Source organism: Oryzomicrobium sp., assembly GCF_021287045.1.
Taxonomy (GTDB): Bacteria; Pseudomonadota; Gammaproteobacteria; order Burkholderiales; family Rhodocyclaceae; genus Oryzomicrobium.
In genome coordinates this window covers 331,886-350,591 of sequence record NZ_JAJTBG010000003.1, presented here as the reverse complement: position 1 = coordinate 350,591, position 18,706 = coordinate 331,886, and the positions used below count along the sequence as shown (strand labels likewise).

At 67.5% G+C, this 18,706-nt stretch carries 13 protein-coding genes; 7 read left to right on the top strand and 6 right to left on the bottom strand.

Annotated features, from left to right (window positions below):
* The first annotated feature begins 14 nt into the window (after positions 1–14).
* The 3 genes from htpG to LWW89_RS05110 all read left to right on the top strand — a co-directional run bounded on the left by htpG (position 15) and on the right by LWW89_RS05110 (position 4,711).
* Positions 15–1,943, top strand: a complete 1,929-nt coding sequence (gene htpG, locus LWW89_RS05120) for a molecular chaperone HtpG (protein ID WP_293262124.1) — start codon at positions 15–17, stop codon at positions 1,941–1,943.
* A 303-nt stretch (positions 1,944–2,246) separates the two neighbouring features.
* Positions 2,247–2,630 carry a VOC family protein gene (locus tag LWW89_RS05115; protein ID WP_293262121.1) on the top strand — a complete coding sequence of 128 codons (384 nt, stop codon included), beginning with the start codon at positions 2,247–2,249 and terminating at the stop codon, positions 2,628–2,630.
* A 224-nt stretch (positions 2,631–2,854) separates the two neighbouring features.
* Complete coding sequence (locus LWW89_RS05110) at positions 2,855–4,711, top strand: type II/IV secretion system protein (protein ID WP_293262118.1); 1,857 nt, start codon at positions 2,855–2,857, stop codon at positions 4,709–4,711.
* 31 nt (positions 4,712–4,742) lie between these two features.
* On the opposite strand, the gene LWW89_RS05105 is transcribed toward LWW89_RS05110, so the two are convergent.
* From LWW89_RS05105 to LWW89_RS05085, 5 genes are all read right to left on the bottom strand, one after another.
* On the bottom strand, positions 4,743–7,775 hold the full coding sequence (locus LWW89_RS05105; protein ID WP_293262115.1) for an EAL domain-containing protein: 3,033 nt from the start codon (positions 7,773–7,775) through the stop codon (positions 4,743–4,745).
* Between the two features lie 10 nt (positions 7,776–7,785).
* On the bottom strand, positions 7,786–8,553 hold the full coding sequence (locus LWW89_RS05100; RefSeq protein ID WP_293262112.1) for an ABC transporter substrate-binding protein: 768 nt from the start codon (positions 8,551–8,553) through the stop codon (positions 7,786–7,788).
* Positions 8,554–8,814: 261 nt separating this feature from the next.
* On the bottom strand, positions 8,815–10,005 hold the full coding sequence (locus LWW89_RS05095) for a VWA domain-containing protein (protein ID WP_293262109.1): 1,191 nt from the start codon (positions 10,003–10,005) through the stop codon (positions 8,815–8,817).
* Positions 9,999–11,456, bottom strand: coding sequence for a diguanylate cyclase (locus LWW89_RS05090; protein WP_293262106.1), 1,458 nt, complete (start codon positions 11,454–11,456; stop codon positions 9,999–10,001). The genes LWW89_RS05095 and LWW89_RS05090 overlap by 7 nt, the downstream gene beginning before the upstream one ends.
* A 10-nt stretch (positions 11,457–11,466) precedes the next feature.
* Positions 11,467–12,321 carry a MoxR family ATPase gene (locus tag LWW89_RS05085; protein ID WP_293262103.1) on the bottom strand — a complete coding sequence of 285 codons (855 nt, stop codon included), beginning with the start codon at positions 12,319–12,321 and terminating at the stop codon, positions 11,467–11,469.
* A 428-nt stretch (positions 12,322–12,749) separates the two neighbouring features.
* Between LWW89_RS05085 and LWW89_RS05080 the strand changes: the two genes are divergently transcribed.
* The 4 genes from LWW89_RS05080 (at position 12,750) to LWW89_RS05065 (ending at position 16,965) form a co-directional block, all read left to right on the top strand.
* Positions 12,750–13,748 (top strand): MDR family oxidoreductase, encoded by a 999-nt coding sequence (locus tag LWW89_RS05080; RefSeq protein WP_293262100.1) that lies wholly within the window; start codon positions 12,750–12,752, stop codon positions 13,746–13,748.
* A 115-nt stretch (positions 13,749–13,863) separates the two neighbouring features.
* Positions 13,864–15,222 (top strand): DUF898 family protein, encoded by a 1,359-nt coding sequence (locus tag LWW89_RS05075; protein ID WP_293262097.1) that lies wholly within the window; start codon positions 13,864–13,866, stop codon positions 15,220–15,222.
* 32 nt (positions 15,223–15,254) lie between these two features.
* Positions 15,255–16,283 (top strand): M48 family metallopeptidase, encoded by a 1,029-nt coding sequence (locus LWW89_RS05070; RefSeq protein ID WP_293262094.1) that lies wholly within the window; start codon positions 15,255–15,257, stop codon positions 16,281–16,283.
* A 178-nt stretch (positions 16,284–16,461) separates the two neighbouring features.
* Positions 16,462–16,965 carry a hypothetical protein gene (locus tag LWW89_RS05065; RefSeq protein ID WP_293262091.1) on the top strand — a complete coding sequence of 168 codons (504 nt, stop codon included), beginning with the start codon at positions 16,462–16,464 and terminating at the stop codon, positions 16,963–16,965.
* A gap of 72 nt (positions 16,966–17,037) precedes the next feature.
* Here the strand turns inward: LWW89_RS05065 and LWW89_RS05060 are convergent, their stop codons facing one another.
* Positions 17,038–18,684: a methyl-accepting chemotaxis protein gene (locus tag LWW89_RS05060; RefSeq protein WP_293262088.1), complete on the bottom strand. Its 1,647-nt coding sequence runs from the start codon at positions 18,682–18,684 to the stop codon at positions 17,038–17,040.
* Positions 18,685–18,706 lie beyond the last annotated feature (22 nt).

Genomic DNA, 18,706 nt, shown 5'->3' with positions numbered 1-18,706 from the left:
GACCACGTTCCGACATGACCACCGCCACCAAGGAAACCCTGGGCTTCCAGGCCGAGGTGCAGCAGCTGCTGCACCTGATGATCCACTCCCTCTATTCCAACAAGGAAATCTTCCTCCGCGAGCTGATTTCCAACGCCTCCGACGCCTGCGACAAGCTGCGCTTCGAGGCCATGGGCAAGCCCGAGCTGTTCGAGGGCGACGGCGACCTGAAGGTGCGCCTGTCCTACGATAAGGCCGCCCGCACCCTGACCATCTCCGACAACGGCATCGGCATGAGCCGTGACGAGGCGGTGCGCCACCTGGGTACCATCGCCAAGTCCGGCACCAAGGAATTCTTCTCCAGCCTGACTGGCGATTCGCAGAAGGACAGCCACCTGATCGGCCAGTTCGGCGTCGGCTTCTACTCCAGCTTCATCGTCGCCGACAAGGTCACCGTCATCTCCCGCCGCGCCGGCCTGCCGGCGGGCGAGGGCGTCAAGTGGGAATCCGCCGGCCTGGGCGACTACACCGTGGAAGCGGTGGACAAGGCTGGCCGCGGCACCGACATCGTCCTGCACCTGAAAGAGGGCGAGGACGAGTTCCTCTCCGCCTGGACCCTGAAGAGCCTGGTGCGCAAGTACTCCGACCACATCGTCCTGCCCATCGTCATGAAGAAGGAAGAGTGGGACCAGGAGAAGGGCGAGTCCGTGGTCAAGGACGAGGACGAGACGGTCAACCAGGCCTCCGCCCTGTGGACCCGGCCCAAGGCCGAGATTTCCGAGGACGAGTACAAGGCTTTCTACAAGCACGTCGCCCACGATTTCGAAGACCCGCTCGCCTGGGTCCATGCCAAGGTCGAGGGCACCAAGGAATACACCCAGCTGCTGTACATCCCCGGCCGTGCCCCCTTCGACATGTGGGACCGGGGCCAGGACGGCGGCGTGCGCCATGGCGTCAAGCTCTACGTGAAGCGCGTCTTCATCATGGACGACGCCAAGAAGCTGATGCCGTCCTACCTGCGCTTCGTGCGCGGCCTGGTCGATTCCAACGACCTGCCGCTCAACGTCTCCCGGGAAATCCTCCAGGAAAGCCGCGAGATCGACACCATCCGCGGCGGTTGCGTGAAGCGGGTGCTGGGCATGCTCGAAGGCCTGGCCAACAGCGACGAGCAGGCCGACAAGGACAAGTACGCCACCTTCTGGAAGGAATTCGGCAAGGTGCTCAAGGAAGGCGTGGGTGAGGACTTCGCCAACAAGGAGCGCATTGCCGGCCTGCTGCGCTTTGCTTCCACCCATACCGACGCTGCCGACGAGACCGTGTCCCTGGCCGACTATGTGGCGCGCATGAAGGAAGGGCAGGAGAAGATCTACTACGTCACCGCCGACACCTTCGCCGCCGCCAAGAACAGCCCCCACCTGGAAGTCTTCCGCAAGAAGGGCATCGAGGTGCTGCTGCTCTCCGACCGGGTGGACGAGTGGGTGGTGGGTCACCTCACCGAGTTCGACGGTAAGCAGCTCCAGTCCGTGGCCAAGGGCGGCCTGGACCTGGGCAAGCTGGAGGATGAGGAAGAGAAGAAGGCCGCCGAGAAGGTCGCCGACGAGTTCAAGGACCTGACCGAGAAGGTCAAGGGCGCCCTGGGCGACAAGGTCAAGGACGTGCGCATCACCCTGCGCCTGACCGATTCCCCGGCCTGCCTGGTGTCCGACGAGCACGACGTATCCGGCAACCTGGCGCGCATCCTCAAGCAGGCCGGCCAGCAGGCCCCGGCCTACCAGCCGATCCTGGAAATCAACCCGGAGCACCCGGCGGTGGTGCGCTTGAAGGGCGAAGCCGAAGCGCAATTCAACGACTGGGCCCACCTGCTGTTCGAACAGGCCATCCTGGCTGAAGGCGGCCAGCTGGAAGACCCGGCCGGCTTCGTCAAGCGCATGAACGCGCTGATGCTGGCCATCTCCGGCAAGTAAGCGGCCAGTAATGCCGCGGATTTTCGGGCATGCCCCGAAAGTCCGCGCCAGACGGGCATCTTCAAGGGGCATCCCTGGAGATGCCCGTTTTCATTGGTGCTTCGGGCAGGGGGGCTGGAGATGGCCGACTGGCGCGGACTTCCAGCAGGCTCGGTGAGGTTTGTTAAGCTGGCGGTCCGGGTACCGCCTAACCTCCACCGCCGGCAGATGGTGTCTGGGGTGCCCGGGGTGTCCGGCGGCCGCTGTGGTCGTTGCGGTGCCATCCATAACAGCGACGCCGGCAGCATTCCCCGGAGATACCCCATGCAGATCGACCGCCTCGACCACCTGGTCCTCACCGTCCGCGACATCGACGCCACCTGCGACTTCTACGCCCGGGTGATGGGCATGGAGGCGGTGACCTTCGGTGCCGGGCGCCGCGCCCTTTCCTTCGGCCGGCAGAAGATCAACCTGCACCAGGCCGGCAAGGAATTCGAGCCCAAGGCCGAGCGGCCCACCCCCGGCTCCGCCGACCTGTGCTTCATCACCGCCACGCCCCTGGAGGCGGCCATGGCCCACGTGCGCGCCGCCGGGGTGACCATCGTCGAAGGCCCGGTGGCTCGCACCGGCGCCGTCGGGCCGATCCAGTCGTTCTACTTCCGCGACCCGGACCTGAACCTGATCGAGGTGTCCAACTACCCGGCCTGATCGGCCGAGTTGCCTGGGCCATGGCCGCCCGGATCGCGGCTCGACCGCACCCAGGTCGCACACCGCTTGCCATCCCCGCCCTGCCGCTGGCGCGGGGCGCCATTGAGGGCGTCAGGCGGTTGGGATAGAGTCGGGCGGAGAATCATCCCGGCCGCATGGCCTCCGCCCGTTCCGCTTGCGGGCGGTGGGCGCGCCCCATCTTCCATTTTCGGTATATCCGTCCCATGCCCCCGTCCAGCGCCCCATCCACCGCCACTTCCCACTCGTCGCGCTCTGGCAGCGGCGCCGGTAGCGGCGGGCGGGGGGGCGGCCACGGCCAACAGCGCCTGACCCTCCAGGGGGTCTTGCTGTGGCTGATGGAAGATGGGGTGCTCACCCCGGACGAGGGCGAAAAGCTCGGCCGCGAGCGGCGCCTCTACCGGGACCAGGTCCATCCCCTGGCGGTGGTGGCCGACCAGCATTACAAGGACGCCCGCTCGGGCAAGCCCCTGACCCTGGATACCCTGGCCGAATGGCTGGCCGGCCGGGTGGGCATGCCCTACTACCACATCGATCCGCTCAAGATCGACGTCTCCTCGGTGACCGAGGTGGCGTCCTCGGCCTACGCCGGCCGCTTCACCATCCTGCCGGTGGAGGTGGGAGCCGACGAAGTGGTGGTGGCCACCGCCGAGCCCTTCCTCACCGAGTGGCAGGGGGAGCTGCGCGGCATCCTGCGCAAGAAGGTGCGCCCGGTGATCGCCAGCCCCCTGGCGATCTCCCGCTTCCTGGTGGAGTTCTACAACCTGGCCAAGTCGGTCAAGGGCGCCCAGAAGAAGGGCAGCACCTCGGTGTCGGGCCTCTCGTCCTTCGAACAGCTGGTGCAGCTGGGCGGGACCAACCGCCAGCTCGACGCCAACGACCAGCACATCGTGCACATCGTCGATTGGCTGTGGCAGTACGCCTTCGAGCAGCGCGCCTCCGACATCCACGTGGAGCCGCGCCGGGAGCGGGGCATCGTGCGCTTCCGCATCGACGGCGTGCTGCACCAGGTGTACCAGGTGCCCATGGCGGTGATGACCGCCATGACCAGCCGCATCAAGCTGCTCGGACGCATGGACGTGATCGAGAAGCGCCGCCCCCAGGACGGCCGCATCAAGACCCTGACCCCGGCGGGGCAGGAGATCGAGCTGCGCCTGTCGACCCTGCCCACCGCCTTCGGCGAGAAGCTGGTGATGCGGGTATTCGACCCGGAAGTGCTGGTGCGCGACTTCATCGACCTGGGCTTTTCCGAGGAAGACGAGCAGAAGTGGAAGTGGATGACCGCCCAACCCAACGGCATCATCCTGGTCACCGGCCCCACCGGCTCGGGCAAGACCACCACCCTCTATTCCACCCTCAAGCAGCTGGCCACCCCGGAGGTGAACGTCTGCACCATCGAGGACCCGATCGAGATGGTCGAGTCCGCCTTCAACCAGATGCAGGTGCAGCACGGCATCGAGCTGGGCTTTGCCGACGGGGTGCGGGCCCTGATGCGCCAGGACCCGGACATCATCATGATCGGCGAGATCCGCGACCTGGAAACCGCCGAAATGGCCATCCAGGCGGCGCTCACCGGTCACCTGGTGCTGTCCACCCTGCACACCAACGACGCCCCTTCGGCGATCACCCGTCTGCTCGACCTGGGGGTGCCGTCCTACCTGATCAACGCCACGGTCCTGGGGGTGATGGCCCAGCGCCTGGTGCGCACCCTCTGCCCCCACTGCAAGAAGAACGAGGCGCTGCGCCCGGAAGAGGAAGAGGTGTGGAAGAACTTGGTGGTGCCCTGGCGGGCCAACGCTCCGGCCCAGCTGCCCCACCCGGAAGGCTGTCTCGAATGCCGCATGACCGGTTACCTGGGCCGGGTCGGCCTGTACGAAATCCTGCTGCTCAGCCCGGAGATGCGCAAGCTGGTCCAGCCCCAGACCGATGTGGCCCGGGTGCGCGAACTGGCCTACCGGGAAGGCATGAAACCCCTGCGCGTGTCCGGCGCGATGAAGGTGGCGGCGGGCGCCACCACCCTCGAAGAAGTGGTCAAGGTGGCGCCCCCGGCCAGCCAGGGCTGAGTGGGGAGAGCCGCCGGCGGCCGGTGCGCGCTCAGGCGGCGTGCGCCGTGCCGATGCCGCCCGCCTGGCGGCGCAGCAGGTCGGCGAGCTTGTCGCCGTCCAGGGGCGGGCTGAACAGGTAGCCCTGATAGGCGTCGCAGCCCCGGTCGCGCAGGAAATCCCGCTGGACTTCCCGCTCCACGCCCTCGGCCAGCACCGTCAGGCCCAGATCGTGGGCCAGGTGGATGATGGTTTCGGTGATGGTGGCGTCGCTGCCCTGGTTGTCCAGGTTGGCGATGAAGGCGTGGTCGATCTTCAGCTTGTCGATGGGCAGGCGGTGCAGGTAGGCCAGGGACGAATAGCCCGAGCCGAAATCGTCGATCGACAGCTTCACGCCGAGGCGGCGCAGCTCCTGGAGCAGCTCCAGTTGCTCGTCCCGGGTTTCGAGGATGAGGCGTTCGGTCACTTCCAGCTCGATGGCGTCCCCCGGCAGGTCGTGGGCGGCCAGGATTGCGCCGACGGACGCGGCGAAGCCGGGCCGGTAGAACTGGGGCGCGGCCACGTTCACCGCCACCGGGATCGGCGCCAGGCCCTGGTCGCGCCAGCGCCGCGCCTGGCGGCAGACTTCGTGCAGCACCCAGTCGCCGATGGGCACGATCAGGCCCGTTTCCTCGGCCAGGGCGATGAATTCGTTGGGGCTGCGCAGGCCCCGCTGGGGATCGTTCCAGCGGATCAGGGCCTCGACGCCGACGATGGCCCCATCTCCGAGGCTGACCTGGGGTTGGTAGTGCAGGGTGAACTCGTTCTTGTCCAGGGCCCCGCGCAGGCCGCATTCGATGGCCAGCCGCTCGGTGGCCTGGGCGGTCATGGCCGGCGCGAAGAAATGGAAGGCGTTGCGCCCCCGTCCCTTGCTGTAATACATGGCCATGTCGGCGCAGCTGACCAGGGTTTCGACGGTGGCGCCATCCTCGGGGTACATGGCGATGCCGATGGAGGGGGTGACGATCACCTGCTGGCCGTCGATGGCGCAACTGCGGGAAATGGCCTGGATCAGGTGCACCGCCACCCGGGCGGCGGCATCGGCATCACCCACTTCTTCAAGCAGGATCAGGAATTCGTCGCCGCCTTGGCGGCAGACCGTGTCGCTGCTGCGCACGCAGGTGCAGATGCGCTGGGCCGTCTCCTGGAGCAGCCGGTCCCCGGCGCCATGGCCCAGGGAATCGTTCACCGCCTTGAAGCGGTCCAGGTCGATGTGCAGCACCGCCAGTCGCTGGCCGTGGCGACCGGCCCGGCTGATGGCCTGGCCGAGCCGATCGGCGAACAGGGTCCGGTTGGGCAGGCCGGTGAGAAAGTCGTGCTCGGAGAGGAAGCGGATGCGGGCTTCCGAAGCCTTGTGTTCGGTGATGTCGGAAAAGAGGGCCACGTAGCGGGCCACGGCCCCCCCCTCGTCCTTGATGGCGACGATGGTCAGCCAGCCGGGAAGCAGATCGCCGTTCTTGCGCCGGTTGGCGATCTCGCCCTGCCACAGGCCGGTGTGGGCCAGGTCGCGCCACATCTGGGCGTAGAAGCCGCCATCGTGGGTGCCGGCGCCGAACATGGCCGGATTCTGACCGAGGATTTCCGCCGCGCTGTAGCCGGTCAGCTCCAGCAGGGCCCGGTTGGCCCACAGGATTTCGTTGTCGGCGTTGCAGACGAAGATGCCTTCGCTGCTGTGGTCGAAGATGTGGGCGTGGAGCTGCAACTGCTCAGTGGCCAGCTTCCGGGCGGCGATGTCGGACTGTACGGCCACCGCACTGCACGGCGCCGGGCCGTCGGCTGCCGGCAGGGTCACCGGGGTGGCCTGGAGGCGTAGCCAGGCCAGGCTATTGGCTTCGGCATCCGGACCCGCCGGCGTTTCCAGGTCGATGGGCGTGCCTTCGTCGAGCAGCGCGCGTAGCGCCGCTTCGTCCAGTGCCGGTTCGGGGCGCCAAGCGGCGTTGCCTTGCAGCACCTGGCCTTGCCGGCCGAGCAGGGCGGCGCCCATCGGCAGGGCGGCGAGCACGGCGCCCAGGCGGCGCTGCTCCCGGGCGTCGTCGTGTGCAGCGGCGGCGTGCCGCCGCCGACGTTCCCGGTCGAACAGGGCGGCCAGGACCAGCAGGCCGAGGAGGGCGGGGATGCCGAGCAGGAGCAAGCGGCGGGTTTCCGCCAGCCAGCCTTCCAGCAGCACCGCCTGGGGCGCCTGGGCCATCACCACCACCGGGTAGCGCTTGGAGGCGCGGAAGGCCGCCAGGCAGGGACCTTCATCCTCCAGGAGCTGCACGCCCGAGCCGGATTCGCTATCGCGCAGGCGGCTGATGAACAGGGCGCCGGGCAGGCGCTGGCCGAGCAGGGCGTCGTCCGTTTCCCGGGTGGAGAAGAGCAGCCGGTTGTCGTAGCGCAGCACCCGGACCATGCCCTGGACGCCTTCCAGGTTGAGCAGGAACTGGTTGATGAAGTAGTCCGGGTTGATCGCCGCCAGCAGGGTGACGCCGTCGCTGGTGGAACCGCCCGGGGTATACAGGGCCGGCAGAAATTCCATGTGGATGGGCCGGTCGGTGCGTCCGGAGTCCCGGGCCTGGATGGGGGCGCCGTCGGCGAAATCGCGGCCGGACCAGGGGATACCGATGCGGAAGGCATCGCCGGAGGTGGCGACGGTGGACACCAGCCCCTGGGGGTCGGGACGCATTCCTAGGTTGGCCGGGTTGCTACTGGCCACGATCATCCCTTGGGGCGACACCACGCTGAGGGAGCGCAGCATGGGGGCATGGGCGAGGGCGTTGCGCAGCTGGGTGTTCTGCCGGGCCGGCGCCGCTTCTGCCGCCACCCGGGGCGCCAGGCTGTCGAGCCCCAGTTCGAGCAGTTGCAGACTGGTGGTCAGCTGGTCTTCCGCCAGGCGGGTGTGCATCGACACCAGAGCCTCGCCCCGGGCCAGGCGCTCCTCCCGCTGTTCCCAGACGAGGCGGCCGGCCGCCAGGGTGAGCAGCGCGGCCCCCAGGGCGGTGACGGCCAGAAGGGAAAGGCCAGGCCGGCGCCTAGCGTCGGATGGTGCGGCGGAAGACGAGGCCACGGGAGGGCTTTCAGCGGCTCGGAGCGATCACGATGGGGTCGAGGCCGTAGCGTCGGGCGGCGCCGAGCAGGCGGCCGTCGCGCTGCACGTCGGCGACGAAACGCTCGATGCGCGCGTACCAGCGGTCGTCGCCGGGCTTCATGGCGTAGGCGTAGTCCGACAGGTGGTAGGGGGCCGGCGGCGCCAGCACCCGGGCCCAGTCGGCGAATTCGAGCATGCGCCGGCTGTAGGGAAAGTCGGTCATGAAAACGTCGGCGCGGCCCGCTTCCACCTCCTGCTCCCGTTCGTGGGGCGTGGTGGTGACGAGCAGGGTGGCGTGGCGCAGCCGTTCACGCATGATGTTTTCGTGGAGGGTGCCTTTGGCCACCGCCACGACCACGCCGGCGGTGTCGATGTCGCTCCAGGATTTGATGCGCCGGTTGGCCCGGGTGGTGATGGCGTAGATGTCGCTGCGCAGGTGGGGGTGGGTGAAGCGCAGCACGGCGTTGCGCGCCGGTGTGACGGCGATGGCGAACATGGCCAGGTCGCAGCGGTTGCCGAGCAGGTCGTCCGACAGGGTGGCGAAGGAGCTGTCCACGAAACGCAGCCGCACGCCCAACTCCTTGGCTAGTTCCCGGGCCATGTCCGCATCCACGCCCACCACCTGGCGGGTCTTGGGGTTGCGGAAGGAAATGCCGTAGTAGTCGGGCCAGATGCAGACCCGCACCTCGCCCCGGTTCTGCACCTCCACCAGGCGGCCGCCCTGGGCCGCCGCCGGACCGGCGAGGATCGGGAGCAAGCAGGCTGCGACGGCCGCAAGGAGGCGGCACCGGGCCGTGGCGCGGGAACGGGTAGCAGCGAGGAGGGAATGGAGCACGGGTAGACGCCCGCCAGGGACCCTGGACGGAGCAAGAACGTGGGAATGGGCAGGGGACGACCGCCGGAATGTGGCCGAAACGAATATGACGTAAGCCATATTAGGCGAGATTCTGCCCCATTAACACCGCTTCGTCATGCCGTCGTGCCGGCGTAGCCCCGGCAAAGGGCGTGGCGAGGCCGCTCAGGAGGGCCGGGACAGGGCGCGGATGGCCCGCCCCAGGCCGTCCAGGGTGAGGGGGAACATCCGTTCGCCCATCAGCTCCCGCACCATGCGCAGCGAATGGCTGTGGGGCCAGTGGGATTCGCGCACCGGGTTCAGCCACACCGCCCGGGGGTAGGCGGCGAGCATGCGCTTGAGCCAGGCGGCGCCGGGCTCCTCGTTCCAGTGCTCGACGCTGCCGCCAGGCTGGATGATCTCGTAGGGGCTCATGGTGGCGTCGCCGACGAAGATCAGCCGGTAGTCGGCCGGGTAGGTGTGCAGCACCTGCCAGGTGGGCACCCGCTCGTCGTGGCGGCGCCGGTTGTCGCGCCACAGGTTCTCGTAGACGCAGTTGTGGAAGTAGTAGTGCTCCAGGTGCTTGAACTCGCTGCGGGCTGCCGAGAAAAGTTCCTCGCAGACCCGCACGTGGTCGTCCATGGAACCGCCCACGTCGAGGCAGAGCAGCACCTTCACCGCGTTGTGCCGCTCCGGGCGCAGGTGCAGGTCCAGGGTGCCGGCGTTGCGCGCCGTGCCGGCGATGGTGGCGTCCAGGTCCAGCTCGGTGGCGGCGCCCTGGCGGGCGAAGCGGCGCAGCCGGCGCAGGGCCACCTTGATGTTGCGGGTGCCCAGTTCCACGTCGTCGGCCAGGTTCTGGTATTCGCGCTTCTCCCAGACCTTCACCGCGGTGCGATTGCCCGCCGAGGGGCCGCCGATGCGGATGCCTTCCGGATGGTAGCCGCCGTGGCCGAAGGGGGAGGTGCCGCCGGTGCCGATCCATTTGCTGCCGCCGGCGTGGCGTTCCTTCTGTTCGGCCAGGCGCTCTTCCAGGCGCTTGAACAGTTCGTCCCAGCCGAGCTTTTCCAGGGCGGCCCGTTCCTCCGCCGAAAGCACCCGCTTGGCCAGCAGTTCCAGCCATTCCCGGGGCAGGGCGCGTTGCAGGTCGGCAAGCGGGTCGGGGGCTGCGGCCAGCCCCCGGTAGTACTCGCCGAAGGCGGCGTCGAACAGGTCGTAGCGGGATTCATCCTTGACCAGGGTGGTGCGGGCAAGCAGGTAGAAACTCTCGCTGTCCACGGCCACCACCCGGGCCTGCAAGGCTTCGAGCAGGGTGAGGAACTCGGTGACGGATACGGGTAGCCCGCGCTGCTTGAGGTGGAGGAAGAAGTCGATCAGCACGGAAGCATCCCGTCGCCGCAGTCGGACTCCACCGAAGCCAGGGGGGCGTCGGCCAGGCGCAGGCGGTTGCGTCCGGCGGCCTTGGCGGCGTAGAGGGCGCCATCGGCGGCCCGGATGAGCTGGTCCCGGTCCTCGCCGTGGAACGGGAAGAGGGCCAGTCCGCCGGACAGGGTGGCGGACAGTTCCTGGCGGCCAAAGCGCACCGGCTCGCTGGCGAAAGAGCGGCGCAACGCCTCGCAGCGCACCAGGGCGTCGTCCTGGCCCATGTTGGGCAGCACCAGGATGAATTCCTCGCCGCCGTAGCGGCAGAGCAGGTCGCCGCTGCGCGAGTTGCGGCGCAGGGTGCCGCCCAGGCGGCGGATCACCTCGTCGCCGGCCTGGTGGCCGTAGGTGTCGTTGAGGCGCTTGAAGTGGTCGATGTCGAGCATCACCACGGCCACCGGGTAGCCTTGGCGCCGGGCCCGGGCCAGTTCGCCGTCCAGGATGTCGTCCAGATAGCGGCGGTTGAACAGGCCGGTGAGAGGGTCGCGCACCGCCTGCTCGCGCAGCTGTTCCTGGAGGCGCTGGTTTTCGGCCAGTTGCTGTTGCAGATCCAGGTTGGCGGCGAGCAGGGAGCGCTCGGCCTGGTTCTGTTCGGTCACGTCCACCAGGGTCCACAGGCCGTGGCTGTCCATGTCTACGTAGAGGAATTCCAGGTCCCGCTCTTCGCGCCGGGGGTGGTAGCAGACCGCCTTCAGTTCCATGCGGTCGCTGGAGCCGTTGGCGCCGACTTCCATCCGGCTGCGGCGCTGGCGGGCCTGATCCATCAGCCGGGTTAGGTGTTCCGAGGCGAAAGCTCGGTAATCCTTGTCCGGAAACAAGGTGCGCCACCAGTCGCGGCGGCGGAACTCGTGCAGCGACAGGCCGAACAGGGCCTGGCTGGCGTTGTTGATGAATTCGATCCTGCCTTGCCGGTCGGTTTGCAGCACGGCGATCGGCAGGGCGTCGAACAGGCCGCGCAGGAAGGCTTCCCGGGAACGGGTGGCCTCGGCCAGGAGGCGCTGCTGGTCCACGTCGTGGAACGAGACGATGAGCGCCTCGTCGTCGCCGAAGCGGCAGCGCTGGGCCGACAGGTGGGCCCAGAATTCCCGTCCGCTCCAGCTGCGGAAGCGCATGTCCTTGTCGGTGACCCGGCCGGCGATGAGCAGCTCCCGCACCATCTCGGCCCGATCGTCGTGGTTGGCGTAGAAGCGGGTGGACTGGATGTCGTGCCAGTCCACACCCCCGATTTCCAGCAGGTCCTCGGCCCGGCGGTTGCAGTAGAACAGCAGACCGTCGCTCAGGCGCGAGACCGTGACCGGCACCGGGAACATTTCGAGCAGCGCCCTGGCCCGGGCGTCGGCCGTATCGATGTCGGCGGAGTCGCCGGGGCGGCTGTGCTCGGGGCTGAGATCGAGAAGGTCGGTGAGCATGGGGTGGGGGTCAGCCGCGTCCTTGCCGGTTGAGGAAGATGAGGCGCTCGAAGAGATGCACGTCCTGCTCGTTCTTGAGCAGGGCGCCGTGCAGCGGCGGCAGGGCTGCCTTGCCGTCCTTGGCGCGCAGTGCATCCGGCGGGATGTCCTCGGCGAGCAGCAGCTTGAGCCAGTCAATCAGCTCCGAGGTGGAAGGCTTCTTTTTCAGCCCGGGCACGTCGCGCAGGCCGAAGAAGACTTCCAGGGCCTCGGCCAGCAACTCCTTCTTCAGCCCCGGGTAATGCACGTCCACGATACCGGCCATGGTGTCCCGGTCGGGGAAGCGGATGTAATGGAAGAAGCAGCGGCGCAGGAAGGCGTCCGGCAGCTCCTTCTCGTTGTTCGAGGTGATGATGACGATGGGCCGGTGCCTGGCGCGGATCGTCTCGCGGGTCTCGTAGACGTGGAACTCCATGCGGTCGAGTTCCCGCAGCAGGTCGTTGGGGAGCTCGATGTCGGCCTTGTCCACCTCGTCGATCAGCAGCACCGACGGGGTGTCGCAGGCAAAGGCCTGCCACAGCACGCCGGGGACGATGTAGTTGGCGATGTCGTGGACCCGCGGATCTCCCAGCTGGCCGTCGCGCAGGCGCGAGACGGCGTCGTACTCGTAGAGCCCCTGCTGGGCCTTGGTGGTGGATTTGATGTGCCACTGGAACAGGGGCAGCCCCAGGGCCCGGGCCACTTCCTCGGCCAGCAGGGTCTTGCCGGTGCCCGGCTCGCCCTTGATGAGCAGAGGGCGCTGCAGGGTGGCGGCGGCGTTCACCGCCAGGGTCAGGTCGGGCGGGGCGACGTAGCGGTCGGTGCCGCTGAAACGGGGAGAGGTCATGGGGCGGGTCTGAACGCTGGAACGGGGCCGGAAGCGTGGCCTGGCGAGGGGTTGGCCGGGGGGCGATGCGGCAGGGCGGGAACGGTGCGGCCCAGGCTACCAGAGGGGGAACCGGGAATGTTGGCGATATGCACGGCGGTTGTCGTGCCGATGCCGCCGGGGTATTCCGATGCCGCCATTGCGGGGCATGGCCCCCGGGTCGACGGGGGCGAAAAGATCGGCCATGATGTTCTCTCCTGCAGGGCGAGGCCGCCGGCGGGTGTGGATCGCACGCCCCGCTGCCCGGCCTGATCGCGGATTATGTTTTGAGCAACCGTTTTACTTATTCCGTATCTTGGTGCCGATTGTACGGCACGCCGGCGGTTTTCATGTCACAGCCGGGTATTTCCTTTTGGCTATCGCTTCAATAGACGCTCTGGAGACCATACATGTTCGATGCCATCCTGGTGGAAAAGTCCGGCGATACGGGAGCGGTCAGCGCCCGGCTGGTCCAACTCAACGACAGCGACCTGATCGCCAACACCGAAGGCGACGTCACCGTGGCGGTGGCCGCCTCCACGGTCAACTACAAGGACGGCCTGGCCATTACCGGCAAATCCCCGGTGGTGCGGCGCTACCCGATGGTGCCGGGCATCGACTTCGCCGGCACCGTGCTGGAGAGCGCCAACCCTTCCTGGAAGCCCGGCGACCAGGTGATCCTCAACGGCTGGGGCGTGGGCGAAGGCCACTGGGGCGGCTACGCCGCCAAGGCCCGGGTCAAGGGCGAATGGCTGGTGCCGTTGCCGGCGGCCTTCACGCCTGCCCAGGCGATGGCCATCGGCACTGCTGGCTACACCGCCATGCTCTGCGTGCTGGCCCTGGAAGCCCACGGCGTCACCCCGGACAAGGGCGAGGTGCTGGTCACCGGCGCCGCCGGCGGGGTGGGCTCGGTGGCGGTGGCGCTGCTGGCCAAGCTCGGTTACGCGGTGATCGCTTCTACTGGCCGTCTCGCCGAGACGGACTATCTCAAGCAGCTGGGCGCCGCCACCGTCATCGACCGGGCCGAACTGGCCGCCCCGGGCCGGCCTCTCGCCAAGGAGCGCTGGGCCGGCGCGGTGGATACGGTGGGCAGCCACACCCTGGCCAACGTCTGCGCCGGGACCCGCTACCGGGGCGCTGTGGCCGCCTGCGGCCTGGCTCAGGGCATGGATTTCCCGTCGACCGTTGCGCCCTTCATCCTGCGCGGTGTCACCCTGTGCGGCATCGACAGTGTCATGGCTCCCCTTGAACTGCGCCTGGCCGCCTGGCAGCGCCTGGCCCGGGACCTGGACCCGGCCAAGCTCGCCGCCATGACCCGCCACATCGGTTTGGCGGAGGTGATCGGCGCCGCCCACGACATCGTCGATGGCAAGGTACGCGGGCGCCTGGTGGTGGATGTGGGCGGCTGATTTTTTTCGCCGGATTGTCTTCGGATCGATACAAATACAATGACGACGACGTAAAATCCTCTCCCGCGGGAAGCGTCAGCCTCTCGTCAATAACTGACCTCCGGGAGAGGATGCCATGACGGTCCGGGATACCGCCGCCGACCATTACGAAGTGCTCGGGATCGCACGTGATGCGTCCCCGCTTGAAGTGAACGCCGCCTACCGGCGCGGCCTGGCCCGGCTGCAGCATGGCCTGAACACCGGCACCGCGCCGGGTCCCGAGGTCCTGGATGCCTTGAGCCGAGCATACCGGACCCTGTCCGACCCGACGGCCCGGGGCGCTTACGACGCCGCCTGTCCGCCCGCGTCCCGCGCCGGCGTCGAACACCGGCTGGACGGTGGTGGTGACCGGGAGGGCCGGGCGGTGCGCAGCGTCCCGCCCGGCGGCGGCACGCCGGCGACGCCGCCGTCCTATGGCGGTGGTTCGGGGGACGGTGCCCAGCGCTTCGATTTCGAATTCGTCGGCAGCGGCGGTGAGTATTTCCGCATCTGGATCGTGAACCTCCTGCTTTCGATCCTCACCCTGGGCATCTACTCGGCCTGGGCCAAGGTGCGCCGCGAGCAGTTCTTCCACCGCAACCTGCTGCTCGACGGCAGCGGCTTCACCTACCACGCCAAGCCCCAGGCCATCCTCAAGGGGCGGGCGGTGGCCTTTGTCCTGCTGATGGCCCTGTCGGTGGCCGAGAAAGCCGGCCCGGTGGCCCATGGCCTCGCCTTGCTGGCCCTGGTGCCCCTGGTGCCGTGGCTGGCGGTGCGGGCCTTCCGTTTCCGCGCCTATAACACCAGCTACCGGGGGCTGCGTTTTTCGTTCCACGGCACCTATCGCCAGGCCCTGAGCACCTTCGTCGGCTTCGGTCTGCTCACCCTGCTCAGCCTGGGACTGCTGTTTCCCCTGTGGCTGCAACGGCAGAAGCGCTTCGTGCTCGACAACCTGCGCTACGGTTCGGCACCGTTCACCTGCACCGCCACGTCGGGGCCGTTCTTCGCCCTTTTCCTAAAGCCCCTGCTGGGCGGTGTGGTCCTGGTCGCCGCGTTGGTTTTCCTGGTTTGGCAACTGGGCGATTCCGTCGCGCCGATGGTGCCGTTGCTGTTGATGGTGGCAGTGCTGGGCTTCCAGCTGCTGTTCATGCCCTACGTCATCGTCGGCATGACCAACCTGGTGTGGAACCACACCCGCCTGGCTGACCACGGTTTCGCCAGCCGGCTGCGGGTGCTGCCGTACTTCTTCCTGGTGGCGACCAACTGGTTGGCGACGATCTGCACCCTGGGCCTGTTCTGGCCCTGGGCCAAGGTACGCCTGGCCCGCTACCGGGCCGCCGGCCTATCCCTCACCGCCTGGGGTGGGCTTGAGGCCTTCGTGGCCGGTGAGAGCACCAGGGCCAGCGCCCTGGGCGACGAGGCGGCCGAGATGTTCGATCTGGACGTGGCCTTCTGAACAGGCCTTTCGCACACCAACCCGACCCGTCGATGACTGCCTCGATCGATTTCTACGACGGCCGCAGCGCCCGCCGCCAGGGGGTCGTCCTGCGCCTGGACGGCGACCGGCTATGCCTGGACGGCGAGGCCGTGAGCCGCTCCTACCCCATCGACGCATGCCGTCTGGACGAACCCCTGGGCGGGGCTCCCCGGGTGCTGACCCTGCCCGACGGCGGTCACTGCGAGATCCCCCGCACGAGCGGTGGCGCAGACCTCCTGGCCCAGCTCGGAGCCAGGCTCGGCACCCGGGATGGAGCCAGCGGCGCCGTGGCCCGCCTCCAGCGTCGCTGGACGGTGGCCCTGGCGTCCCTCGTCGTCACCGTGGCGGCTCTGGCCGCCGCCTACCAGTGGGGGCTGCCCTGGGCCGCGGGAATCGTGGCCCCCCGGATTCCGGCGGCGCTGACCCAGCACATCTCGGACGCGGCCCTGTCGACCCTGGACAGGACCCTGCTCAAGCCCTCGGCCCTGCCGGAGGAGCGCCAGCAGGCACTGCGCAGCCGGATGGCGGCCGTGCTCGGCCCGCCGCAAGGCGGTGCCGGGCGCCCGGCCTACGCGCTGCATTTCCGCCAGGGGCCGATGCCCAACGCCTTCGCCCTGCCCAGCGGCGACGTGGTGGTATTCGACTCCCTGGTGAAACTGGCCGGCAGCGACGACGAGGTGGTGGCGGTGATGGCCCACGAACTGGGCCATGTGGCCTATCGCCACGGCCTGCGCCAGCTGCTGCAAAGCTCGGTGGTGGCCTACGCGGTCGGCCTCTACCTGGGCGACGTGTCGTCCCTGGCCAGCGGCATGGCTGCCCTGGTACTGGAATTCCGCTACTCCCGGGACTTCGAGTCGGAGGCGGACCGCTACGCGGCCGACCGGCTGCGTCAGGCGGGGCTGTCCCCCGAATTGCTGGGGCAGATATTGCTTCGCCTTGAACAAAACCAAAGTACGCATTCTGATGAGCGTGGCACTTTGTTGGCGTCTCACCCAGATATACAAGCCCGTGTAGCCGCCTTGCAAGCTTTAAGTCCCTAAGCGCTACAACTACTTACTTTCTTTTGCGCTTGAGCACCAAGGTGTTGCTGGTGTTTTCGCTTCTGTTGTTTTATGCCTTATTGAATTGTGATGGTGTGCTATTGCCCTCGCTCCAATTTTTACAATGATATTGGCATTTGTAAATTAATCTTTTGTCATTTTTTGTTGTAGAATCCGCTTGTCGTTTCGTCAGATCGGCGTCAAGAATGGTGGAAGGTTGGCGATGAGGCATCGAAAGCAAGTCGATTATTACCAGGCGTTGAATATTGAGTTTGGGGCGTCCCAAGGGGAGATCGTGGATGCCTACCGTCACGGTCTGGAGCGATTAAAGCAAAGCCTGATAGACGGGACTCCGCCACAGCCCGAAATCCTCGATGAGATGCGTCATGCCTACAAAGTGCTGACTACTCCGGCGGCAAGACGGCTCTATGACGCGTCTTATCTTTCGTGGCACCCCGGTGTTAAGGGTAATGTTTCAGGGGGGCAAGCCGGTGAGAACGTTGACGTACAGCTAGAATCACAGGGCTATTCCAGCCGTGGGAATGTCACGCAAAATAGCCATGAAAATGCCGCCGTTGGGACATCGGGAGACGAAGCCGCAGACTCGCGTTGCAAGAAATGCCGGTGGCGTCCAGGCTGGCAAACCACGGTTATGGATAACTGCGAAACTGAAAAAATGTAGTGCTAATCGGGTTGGATGGTGCCGAAAAAGAGGTGGGTCGAAGTGACCTACCTCTTTTTTTCCCCACTCTGCCTAATACTTGAAGCGCCGCACCAGGGTGTTCAGTTCGGCGGCGAGCTTTTCCAGGCTTTCCGCCGTGGCGGCGGTGTTCTGCATGGCGGCGCTGGTCTGTTCGACCATCTGGGCGATGTGCTCGACCTTCTGGGCGATGCTGGTGCTGGCGGCGCTTTGCTCGTGGGTGGCGTCGGCTACGTCGTTGATGCGGTCCAGGGTGTTGGCGGCGCTTTCCCGGATGCCGCGCAGGGATTCGGCCGCGTTCTGGGCCATGTCGACGCCGGCGTTGACCTGAGGCAGGGCGGCACCCATGACCTGGACCGCTTCGCTGGTTTCGCTCTGGATACCCTGAAGCATCTCCTCGATCTCCACGGTGGCGGTGGAGGTGCGTTCGGCCAGCTTGCGCACCTCGTCGGCCACCACGGCGAAGCCGCGGCCGGCCTCGCCGGCCCGGGCCGCCTCGATGGCGGCGTTCAAGGCCAGCAGGTTGGTCTGGGCGGCGATCTCCTTGATCACCCCGGCGATCGACGAGACCTGCTGGGCCCGCTCTTCCAGGGAGCGGATGCGCTCCGCGGTCTGGCTGGCGCTCTCGGAAATGGTGGTCATGGCCCGCACCGCGTCTTCGACCCGGCCTTCGCCCTGTTCGGCCAGTTCCGCCGAGCGCAGGGATTCGTTGCGGGTGTCCTGGGCGCTGGCCGAGATGTGGTTGATGCTCACCGTCATCTGCTCGATGGCAGCGGCCATGGCCGAGGTGGCGTCGGCCTGCTGGTGGGACGAGACTGAGACTTCCCGGGCGGCGGTGCTGATGCGCTCGGCGTTGGTCACCAGGGTTTCCGAGCCCTGGCCGATTTCCCGGGCCATGGCGCGGATGGCGGCGACCATGGTGGCGAAGGAGGCGAGCATGGAGCCGGCGGGGGCCGGCGGCACGTTCACCGTCAGGTCGCCGGCGGAGGCCCGGGCCATCAGGTCGATGGCTTCCGCGGGCTCGCCGCCCACCTGGCGCAGGATGCTGCGGCTGATCAGGAAGGTGATGAATCCGGTGGCGAGCAGGATGGCGAGGGCCACCGTGAGGTTGACGGCCATGCGCTCGCGGAATTCGCTGTCCACGTCGTCAAGGTAGATGCCGGTGCCCACCACCCAGCCCCAGGGGGCGAACTTCATCACGTACTGGAGCTTGGGCACGGCCTTTTCCGGCGGCTGGCCGGGGCGGGGGAAGGCGGTGTCCACGTAGGCCGCCGGGGCGTTGGCCACGCCGGCCAGCATGTCCCGGATGGTGAAGCGGCCCTTGGCGTCCTTGATCTGGTCGCTCATGTTCTTGCCGGCCCAGTCGAGCTTGACCGGGTGCATCACGCTCACCCCCTCGGTGGACCAGACGTAGAGGTATTCGGCCTTGCCGTCGGCGCCGCCGTAGCGGGCCAGGCGGATCATTTCCTTGGCCCGGCCCTGGGCCTCTTCCCGGGTCAGGGTGCCCGCCGCTTCCAGGGCCTGGAGGCCGGCGATGACGTTGTAGGCGTTTTCCACCTGGGTGCGGACCAGGGCCTTGCGCCCCTCGATCAGCTCATGGCGGGTGTTGAAAGCGGCAAGTGCGGTGATCAGGATCAGTCCGATCATCACGGTGGCGGTGATGACCAGCATCTTGGTGCGCAGGCGCAGACTTTCCAGCATGTTGCTCTCCTCCTGGTGGCTC

Excerpts from the sequence above, each read along its gene's own strand:
- htpG (WP_293262124.1), top strand. The coding sequence starts at position 15 with ATGACCACCGCCACCAAGGAAACCCTGGGCTTCCAGGCCGAGGTGCAG.
- LWW89_RS05115 (WP_293262121.1), top strand. The coding sequence starts at position 2,247 with ATGCAGATCGACCGCCTCGACCACCTGGTCCTCACCGTCCGCGACATC.
- LWW89_RS05110 (WP_293262118.1), top strand. The coding sequence starts at position 2,855 with ATGCCCCCGTCCAGCGCCCCATCCACCGCCACTTCCCACTCGTCGCGC.
- LWW89_RS05090 (WP_293262106.1), bottom strand. The coding sequence starts at position 11,456 with ATGCTCACCGACCTTCTCGATCTCAGCCCCGAGCACAGCCGCCCCGGC.
- LWW89_RS05085 (WP_293262103.1), bottom strand. The coding sequence starts at position 12,321 with ATGACCTCTCCCCGTTTCAGCGGCACCGACCGCTACGTCGCCCCGCCC.
- LWW89_RS05080 (WP_293262100.1), top strand. The coding sequence starts at position 12,750 with ATGTTCGATGCCATCCTGGTGGAAAAGTCCGGCGATACGGGAGCGGTC.
- LWW89_RS05075 (WP_293262097.1), top strand. The coding sequence starts at position 13,864 with ATGACGGTCCGGGATACCGCCGCCGACCATTACGAAGTGCTCGGGATC.
- LWW89_RS05070 (WP_293262094.1), top strand. The coding sequence starts at position 15,255 with ATGACTGCCTCGATCGATTTCTACGACGGCCGCAGCGCCCGCCGCCAG.
- LWW89_RS05060 (WP_293262088.1), bottom strand. The coding sequence starts at position 18,684 with ATGCTGGAAAGTCTGCGCCTGCGCACCAAGATGCTGGTCATCACCGCC.